At 37.9% G+C, this 8,159-nt stretch carries 13 protein-coding genes; 1 reads left to right on the top strand and 12 read right to left on the bottom strand.

What is annotated here, in order from left to right; all coding sequences use genetic code 11:
* Positions 1-22: 22 nt before the first annotated feature.
* Both IJ535_RS11870 and IJ535_RS11865 read right to left on the bottom strand, forming a co-directional pair.
* Positions 23-784, bottom strand: coding sequence for a lysophospholipid acyltransferase family protein (locus tag IJ535_RS11870; RefSeq protein ID WP_294303118.1), 762 nt, complete (start codon positions 782-784; stop codon positions 23-25).
* 89 nt (positions 785-873) lie between these two features.
* Positions 874-1,203 (bottom strand): LysM peptidoglycan-binding domain-containing protein, encoded by a 330-nt coding sequence (locus tag IJ535_RS11865; protein WP_294303115.1) that lies wholly within the window; start codon positions 1,201-1,203, stop codon positions 874-876.
* Between the two features lie 169 nt (positions 1,204-1,372).
* On the opposite strand from IJ535_RS11865, the gene lexA reads away from it, so the two are divergent.
* Positions 1,373-1,987 carry a transcriptional repressor LexA gene (gene lexA / locus IJ535_RS11860; RefSeq protein WP_294295093.1) on the top strand — a complete coding sequence of 205 codons (615 nt, stop codon included), beginning with the start codon at positions 1,373-1,375 and terminating at the stop codon, positions 1,985-1,987.
* Between the two features lie 42 nt (positions 1,988-2,029).
* On the opposite strand, the gene rsfS is transcribed toward lexA, so the two are convergent.
* The 10 genes from rsfS to IJ535_RS11810 all read right to left on the bottom strand — a co-directional run.
* Complete coding sequence (gene rsfS, locus IJ535_RS11855) at positions 2,030-2,377, bottom strand: ribosome silencing factor (protein ID WP_294295092.1); 348 nt, start codon at positions 2,375-2,377, stop codon at positions 2,030-2,032.
* Between the two features lie 3 nt (positions 2,378-2,380).
* Entirely contained in the window at positions 2,381-3,574 is a 1,194-nt protein-coding gene (gene nadD / locus IJ535_RS11850; protein WP_294303113.1) for a nicotinate (nicotinamide) nucleotide adenylyltransferase, read from the bottom strand.
* A 12-nt stretch (positions 3,575-3,586) separates the two neighbouring features.
* Positions 3,587-3,874 carry a YhbY family RNA-binding protein gene (locus tag IJ535_RS11845; RefSeq protein WP_294295089.1) on the bottom strand — a complete coding sequence of 96 codons (288 nt, stop codon included), beginning with the start codon at positions 3,872-3,874 and terminating at the stop codon, positions 3,587-3,589.
* Positions 3,875-3,885: 11 nt separating this feature from the next.
* Positions 3,886-5,172 (bottom strand): GTPase ObgE, encoded by a 1,287-nt coding sequence (obgE, locus tag IJ535_RS11840; protein WP_294303111.1) that lies wholly within the window; start codon positions 5,170-5,172, stop codon positions 3,886-3,888.
* 215 nt (positions 5,173-5,387) lie between these two features.
* The gene (gene rpmA / locus IJ535_RS11835) at positions 5,388-5,672 is read right to left on the bottom strand and encodes a 50S ribosomal protein L27 (protein ID WP_015549701.1); all 285 of its coding nucleotides are present in this window, start codon (positions 5,670-5,672) and stop codon (positions 5,388-5,390) included.
* A 3-nt stretch (positions 5,673-5,675) separates the two neighbouring features.
* Complete coding sequence (locus tag IJ535_RS11830; RefSeq protein WP_294303108.1) at positions 5,676-6,002, bottom strand: ribosomal-processing cysteine protease Prp; 327 nt, start codon at positions 6,000-6,002, stop codon at positions 5,676-5,678.
* A 2-nt stretch (positions 6,003-6,004) separates the two neighbouring features.
* Entirely contained in the window at positions 6,005-6,313 is a 309-nt protein-coding gene (rplU, locus tag IJ535_RS11825) for a 50S ribosomal protein L21 (protein WP_028236391.1), read from the bottom strand.
* 151 nt (positions 6,314-6,464) lie between these two features.
* On the bottom strand, positions 6,465-6,833 hold the full coding sequence (locus tag IJ535_RS11820) for a hypothetical protein (protein ID WP_294303105.1): 369 nt from the start codon (positions 6,831-6,833) through the stop codon (positions 6,465-6,467).
* 23 nt (positions 6,834-6,856) lie between these two features.
* Entirely contained in the window at positions 6,857-7,744 is an 888-nt protein-coding gene (locus IJ535_RS11815) for a DUF362 domain-containing protein (protein ID WP_294303102.1), read from the bottom strand.
* Positions 7,745-7,813: 69 nt separating this feature from the next.
* The coding region (locus tag IJ535_RS11810) for a thermonuclease family protein (protein ID WP_294303099.1) at positions 7,814-8,159 on the bottom strand (346 nt) is incomplete at its 5' end.

Here is an 8,159-nt window from a genome sequence, read left to right as displayed (position 1 = left end):
ATAAAATATTATAAATCAAGCTTTAATTATCATTCTCTAGAATATCTGGATTATTCTCTGGATTATTAACATATACCCCGAATTGTTCCATTGTAGAAATAATAGTTGAACGGACTATATCAGCTACCTCATGTGTCTTCATATCCTTATACATATCGTAGGTAATAGGCTGTCCAAAGATGACCTTAGTTGTTACAGGTCCAGGCTTTAAACTGTTAAATGCAATATAAGAATCAATAAGTGTTACTGGTATAATGGGAACCTTAGCACGCATGGCACATTTAAAGCTGCCCGGCTTGAAACGCTGAACAATATTACCGTTAGTATTATATCCACCCTCAGAAAACAGAATAAAGCGCTTTCCTTCAAGTACTTCCTTGGTAATTTGATCCATTATTCTAATGTTTTGCCTAACATCATCAAGTGCAAGACGCTTAGCACCAAGTAAATCAACCATCTCCCGCACAAGAAAACCGTAGGACTTGGCTTTGTCCATAACAAATGTACAAGGCTCTCTGTGGGCGTACATAATACCTAATGCATCATATTTCCCCTGATGATTAGGATACATTACATAACCACCTTCAGCTGGTAGATTCTCTGTACCGTATACTTCTGTAGTGATACGTGCGCTCTTTTTAAGATATCTGATTAACTTAAGGGCTAGTGCATATCTGGTCTTCTCCGGGTACTTGTCTTTATGCCTAATCATCTTACGCATAGCTGATACTAGCTGAGGCCCGCGCTTGGCATTAAATAATATAGCAATTAAAAAACGTAACATATACTCTCCTGAACACAAAATATAGTGTATATTCTATCAAAAATCCATATATATATTATCATATATGCAAGAGAGTTTGAATAGGCTATCTACAGCTTCTCGTATGAAGAATATTCAATAACCAAAAACTTACCTTCTGTGATATGACCGTCTCCAAGATGATTTAATGCTTTAATATTATCAATAAAATCCTTCTTATTGGTGTAATCAGGACCCATGAATTTATCAGCTATGGTCCATAAGGTATCACCAGACTGGATTTGGTAGCTGGTATAGTATGTATAAACCTGGCGACTATTCTCCGCAGCTGCCTTATTAGTAAATAAAATGATGCTAAATAAAAGTGTAGCTAAAATAATTACTGATAACATGATTTTTCTATTTCTTACGATTAACTGTGCTTTACTATTCTTTTTCATAATCAATGCCTCCAAAATAATGTTCGGAACTTTTGTTCTGATAACAATATAGTACCGAACAATCGTTTTGTCAATACTTTTTACGAACAAAATTTCGGAATATTTGTTTGCAAAAATATGTTCAGTGTGTTATTGTAGTATCAGATAAAATTGAAAGGAGAATTTCACTATGGCATATGGAAAAATTTCTGCTAAGCAGCGTGAGATCCTTGAAGTTATAAAAGAAGCAATTCTTAATAAGGGCTATCCTCCTACAGTTAGGGAATTATGCGATGCATGTAATCTTCGTTCTACATCATCTGTTCATTCCCACTTAGAGACACTTGAAAAGAATGGCTATATTAAGCGTGACCCATCTAAGCCTCGTGCTATTGAGATTATCGATGATAACTTCAATATGATTCGTCGTGAAGTTGTTAATGTTCCAGTTGTAGGTAATGTTGCTGCAGGGCAGCCACTTCTCGCAGTACAGAACATCGATGAGTACTTCCCTATCCCTGCTGAGCACGTCCCTAATCGTCAGTCATTCATGCTTCGAGTTAAGGGTGAATCAATGATAAATGCAGGTATTCTTGATGGTGATACTATTATTGTTCAGCAGCAGGATACTGCTAATAATGGAGATATGGTTGTAGCTCTTGTTGATGATAGTGCTACTGTTAAGACATTCTATAAAGAAAAAGGACATATTCGTCTCCAGCCTGAGAACGATACTATGGATCCAATCATCGTAGATGATTGCACAATCCTTGGTAAAGTATTCGGTGTATTTAGATTCTTCTAAAAAAAATCCTTAATGACAATCATGTCATTAAGGATTTTCTTTTTAAAGCTCATTTGCATCAATAATGATTCCATCTTTCCAGATTCTTTCAAGATCGTAGAATAATCTGTCTTCCTCTGAGAATAAATGTACGATAACATCTTCGTAATCCATAAGCACCCATGTGCTTGAACGATTACCTTCGATTGACTTAGCATGAATACCCTGCTCATAAAGTACTCTGTCTACTTCATCCTGCATTGCGTTCATCTGGCTTTGATTAGATGCAGATGCAACAATGAAGAAATCTGCCATAACGCTAACCTCAGAAATATCAATAGCCTTTACATCAATGGCCTTTTTGTCATCTAATGCTTTGCAAACTAACTTTGCTATCTCTCTAGCTTCCATGTTTTACCTCTTTTCTATGTATGATTTGTAAAATTCAAATGTATCTATGGTAGTTGGATCTACCATCTCAGGATTAGAATTAAGGTAGTTCACCGAATCCTCCAAGATTAAATAAACACACATATCTAAGTCCTTAAAAGCCATAGCCCTTACAACATCTAATCTAGGTTGCTTGTCACGGCCTGGCTCAATATAATCTGCAACAAAAATAATCTTATCTAACAGGTTCATATTAGGGCATCCCGTAGTATGAACTTCAATGGCGTGAGCAATTTGTTCATCGAATACATCATATTTACTCTTACAGTAATGAGCACCTACTTTACCATGTAGTAAATGAGGATACTTATATTCAATATCTGTAATAGGAATGTTATTTTTCTCGCATACACTGATACGTTTTTCATCAGAAATACATTTAGCACAATCATGAAGCATTCCAGCTACCATAGCATTGATTGGAGGATAATCCCATCTAATGGCAAGAGAATATGCCATATTAGCAACACCTATTGTATGAATGTATCGGCTTGGTTTAAGCTCCTTTTTCATTTCTTCGTCTAGACGTGTTACATCTGAAAAAGAATAACAATATTTATTGTAGAGATTATGCTTCGTAATGTATTCTCTAACACTATCTGGCACCTCAGCCTTATTTACATCGCTAGAATAAAAGGATTCTCTGATACTTGATGAAGCCAATGCATTAGCCTTATAATCAATAAGCATAAAATCACCATCAAACATATTTTTACATTCGAAAATAGCATGTTCAATAGTAGCTGTATCATCACCAGCTCTTGGTGCCACAAGTACAGTAGCGTATTCAGAAATCACATCAGGCTTAACCCAATTCTTAAAATTAATCAGGCTATCACTGCCCATAATAAAGAAGATTTCGTCCTCAGGCATTTCATTGTGATACTCAGTAAATGTAATATATGAATAGCTTTTGCCAGCTCTCATAATCTCTCGTTCATCGATATCAAAGTAAGGGATATCTTTAATAGCAAGGCGCACCATCTCAAGTCTATTAAAATCGGAAATACCATCTGCTGTGCTCTTATGAGGTGGTGTTCCTGCAACTAAAAAATATACCTTATCCAGTTTATACTGCGACAAAGCTGCCTTTGCAATCCCTATATGAGTGTTATGAATGGGATTGAAGGTGCCTCCATATACACCGATTCTAGCCATTTTAAGCTCCTATTAGTTAGGTAATTTGATAACAGGCTTCTTTGCTGCCCTGTAAAGAATAATCTTCTTACCGATTACTCTAACAACCTCTGAATGAGTACGCTCTGCAAGAATCTGAGCCATCTCACGTGGGTCATCAAAACAATTCTTAAGAACGTTAATCTTAATAAGCTCTCTAGCCTCTAAAGCTTCGTCTACAGCCTGTGTATGTTCAGGTGTAAGGCTAGCCTTACCAATCTGAAGAATTGGGCTTAATTCAGCTGCTAAAGATGATAAATAAGCTCTTTGTTTATTAGTCATTTCTATACCTCTTACTTGTAATAATCAAATACTAAACCATACATTCTAACAGTATCGCCTTCTTGGATTCCCTTTTCCTCAAGCTCCTTAAGAATACCCTGTTCCTTAAGGAAATTCTGGAAGAACATAAATCCCTTTTCAGACTCAAGATTAGTGTAGCCAAGCATCTTTTCGATGCGAGGTCCTTCTACAACATAATCTCCTTCATCATTGATTGTAACAGTGTATGGCTCATCATCAAATGCACGAATAGTTGGGTCAAATTCCTGCTCGTAAACGATAGGTGCATCATCGCAAGAATCTAATAATCTAACTACCTCGTATAAAAGCTCCTTTAAGCCTTTACCACTAACTGCAGAAATAGCAAATACCTTGATGCCTTTTGGCTCAAATTCTGCCTTTAAGGCCTCAAGAACCTCGTTGCTATCCTCTCCAATAACATCCATCTTATTAGCTGCAATAACCTGAGGCTTCTTAAGAAGGGCTGGGTCGTAAGCTTCAAGCTCTGCAGAAATAGTTTTGATGTCTTCGATTGGATCACGGCCTTCAACTGAAGCACCATCAACCATGTGTATAATAACCTTTGTTCGCTCGATATGACGAAGGAATTCATGGCCAAGTCCGATTCCTTCTGAAGCGCCTTCAATAAGACCTGGAATATCTGCAATAACGAAACCATTTATATCATCAACATCTACAACGCCAAGATTTGGGCTAAGTGTTGTAAAATGATAATTTCCAATTTTAGGATCAGCATTAGTAACACGTGAAAGGAATGTAGATTTACCTACGTTAGGATAACCAACGAGACCTACATCAGCGATAACCTTAAGTTCTAAAAGAACTTCAAGTTCAATGGCATCTACACCTGGCTTTGCGTATTTTGGTGCCTGCATTGTAGATGTAGCAAAATGCTGATTACCAAGACCGCCCTTGCCACCTGGGAGAACTATCTGTCTCTTGTTATCTCCTGACATATCAGCGATAACCTTTCCGCTGGCTGCATCCTTAATAACTGTTCCCTCTGGAACCTTAAGAATCAAATCAGCACCATTCTTACCATGGCAATTATCCTTGCCACCTTCCTGACCGTTTTCAGCTGCAAATTTGCGTCTGTGACGATAATCTGTAAGAGTATTAAGACCTGGATCGACCTCAAAAATTACATTACCACCATTACCACCGTCGCCGCCGTTTGGACCACCGTTTGGTACATATTTTTCACGGCGGAAGCTAACATGGCCATCGCCGCCTTTACCTGATTTTATAATAATTTTTGCTCTATCAGCAAATGACATAAAAACTCCTAATCCGCCGATTTATCCCTGCTTACCTCCGTGTGTTACGCCAACAAGCATTATGATTTCTCCGCTTCACTAACACGTGAAGCTAAAGAAATATAATAGCTTGTTCGCTACGCACTTAAATACGCTAAAATCAGCTATTATGATTAACTACGTTGTTACCTAAAAAAACGACCCGACTACGTAATACGCATAGTCGGGTCAATCGATTACTGTTCTACTGGATAGACAGAAGCCTGCTTCTTGTCTCTACCTTTTCTTTCGAAACGAAGTACTCCATCAACTAAAGCAAAAAGTGTATCGTCTCCACCGAGACCTACATTGTTGCCTGGAAGAATCTTTGTACCACGCTGTCTGTAAAGAATATTGCCAGCCTTAACGAACTGACCGTCTGCTCTCTTTGCGCCTAATCTCTTAGACTCTGAATCTCTACCGTTCTTTGTAGAGCCTACACCCTTTTTATGAGCGAAGAACTGAAGGTTCATCTGTAACATGTCTTACACCTCCTTGTATGTGAGTGAAATGTATTCATCACCGTATTGTTTTTGGATTTCATCTAAACCGAGTAACATTGAATCCAGCAAAAGCTGCGCCTTGTCTGAAAGCTTGTCTGGAAAAGTCATAACTAAATGACCGCCATCTTCAGCTGCATCAACTGTAAATGCATCATCAGTAAATCGTTCGATGCTGTTAAATGTGTTGATTGCCAAAACTGAAACTGCTGCGCAAACAATATTCTGCCCCGCCTCAGCATCACCAGCATGTCCATCCAAGGAAACCTGCTTGATATCAGCCCCCTGTTTAGTAATAATAACGGAAACCATAATTAGCCGTTAATCTTCTCAATCTTAACCTGAGTGAAAGCCTGTCTGTGGCCATTCTTCTTGTGGTAACCTGTTTTTCTCTTGTACTTGTAAACGATTACCTTCTTACCTCTGCCTTCTTTAACAACAGAAGCCTCTACTGTAGCACCCTTAACTGTTGGGTCACCAACCTTGAGATCCTTGTCGCTAACAGCAAGAACCTGATCAAAAGTAACCTTCTCACCAGCTTCTACACCAAGCTTTTCAATGGTAATGATATCGCCTTCAGAAACTTTGTACTGCTTACCACCTGTTGCAATAATTGCGTACATGGTTGCTCCTCCTTTTTATCATTACTCGCCAGTTTCGGTGGTGCCTCACTATGAAACACACTTAAAAAACCACACTGAGCGGCATACTCAGATATATTAACATAGGAATCCCACTTCGTCAATGAAAAAGGTGACAAAATTTTCCATAAATTTAATCAATTGTATGTGCACTGCCTAAATGCTTTGTTAAATATGCATCTAGTGAGCTCATCTTACCAGATGCAGCTTCTCTTATCTTTTTAGCCTCATCATCTAGGCAATGTTTACAGGCCTTTATAAGGTCTTCCTCTTCATTAGATGAAAACCAATCATCAAACTGCTCTTGTAAATCCGTATCATCCTTAAAGTGAAATTTACTAAGCTGCAATGTAAGCTGTGAAATCGAGCGAGTTCTTACAGCCTCCCTGGCTTCATCTGTAAGATTTAGTTCAGGATGAGCCTTATTATAATTAACGATTTCCTGGTCTGCTATATCCTTTGCTCTTTTTTCTACAACGTCAATTATGTTGTTTAACTCCATAGTTTATACCCCCGTAAAATAAACTAGAGCTCTATAAGTTCGTATTCCTTGCTTCCAACATTAAGTGATGCCGCTACATCAACTGTATGCTCGCCATTTCTAGATGTAACTCTCTCTAAGAAATGGTCTCTTCCCAAATCCTTTGATGCATATACAAAATCAAGACAAGCCCTATCAATTGCAACTGGGTCTAAGCTGGCTAAAATACCGATATCCTTAAGACAAGGGTCTTCTGCAACAGCACAGCAATCGCAATCAACAGACATATTTGCCATAACATTGATAAATGCCATATTTCCTTTAAAATGGTCTACTACGGCAGATGCAGCCTCAGCCATACTCTCTAAAAAAGCATTCTGCTCAGGTAAATCATTCCATACGATATCCTGTTCACTTGCAAGCTTGTATTTGCCAGCAGAATGAATCTGAACCTTTCCAGCACAGGACGCACATCCAATAGAAAGCTGCTTTAGAGCGCCACCAAATCCACCCATTGGATGTCCCTTAAAATGTGAAAGTACAAGCATGGAATCATAATTGAGAAGATTCTTGCCCATAATATCTGTCTTAAGATGTGTTCCGTTCTTAACAGGAATCTCTATATCAGGACCTTCTGCATCCATTAAATCCACATCAAACAACTCGTTCCAGCCATGGCGCTTAAGTAGTTTGATATGCTTATCTGTGTAATTTCGTTCACCCTCATAAGCTGTATTACATTCAACTATAGTGCCGTTAACATGTTCTACCATAGGTTTCCAAAATGCAGGTTTAAGATAATTCTGATTTCCTTCCTCACCAGAATGAACCTTAACAGCGACCTTGCCAGGTAGCTCAATACCTAACTTATCGTACATTTTTACAACATTTTCAGCAGTTACATTTTTGATAAAATAAACTTTAGATGCCATAAAATCCCTCCATATAATTTAATTCAACTATTATAATTATACTTTGCAAAGAATTTACATGCAATAAGTCTATTCCCACAAATTTCTAAAGCCTTGATACTGCCACAATCCTGCATTTGAAGCTTCTGCTTCCTTTGTTAAGAGTTGCAAAATATCATCATGGGCAACAGTTGGCTCATATCTTCTTCCTATTCCATAGCCATTTTTTACGATTATAGCATTTACCATGGATTCTTTAATGGCCTCTTCATCAAAGGTATCCTTAACATCCTCAAGCCATACATAAGCTAAGATTCTATCATACTGGTCATCACTGTCTATATCATATTCCAGATACAGCGTATCAGCATTTGAAAGAAGCTCCTTTGTATAATCTGAAGCCATAACACCATATTCACTATTACGTTCTTCCTCT

It is taken from the genome of Pseudobutyrivibrio sp., from assembly GCF_017471675.1.
Lineage (GTDB): Bacteria > Bacillota > Clostridia > Lachnospirales > Lachnospiraceae > Pseudobutyrivibrio.
This window is presented reverse-complemented; position numbering and strand designations above follow the sequence as displayed.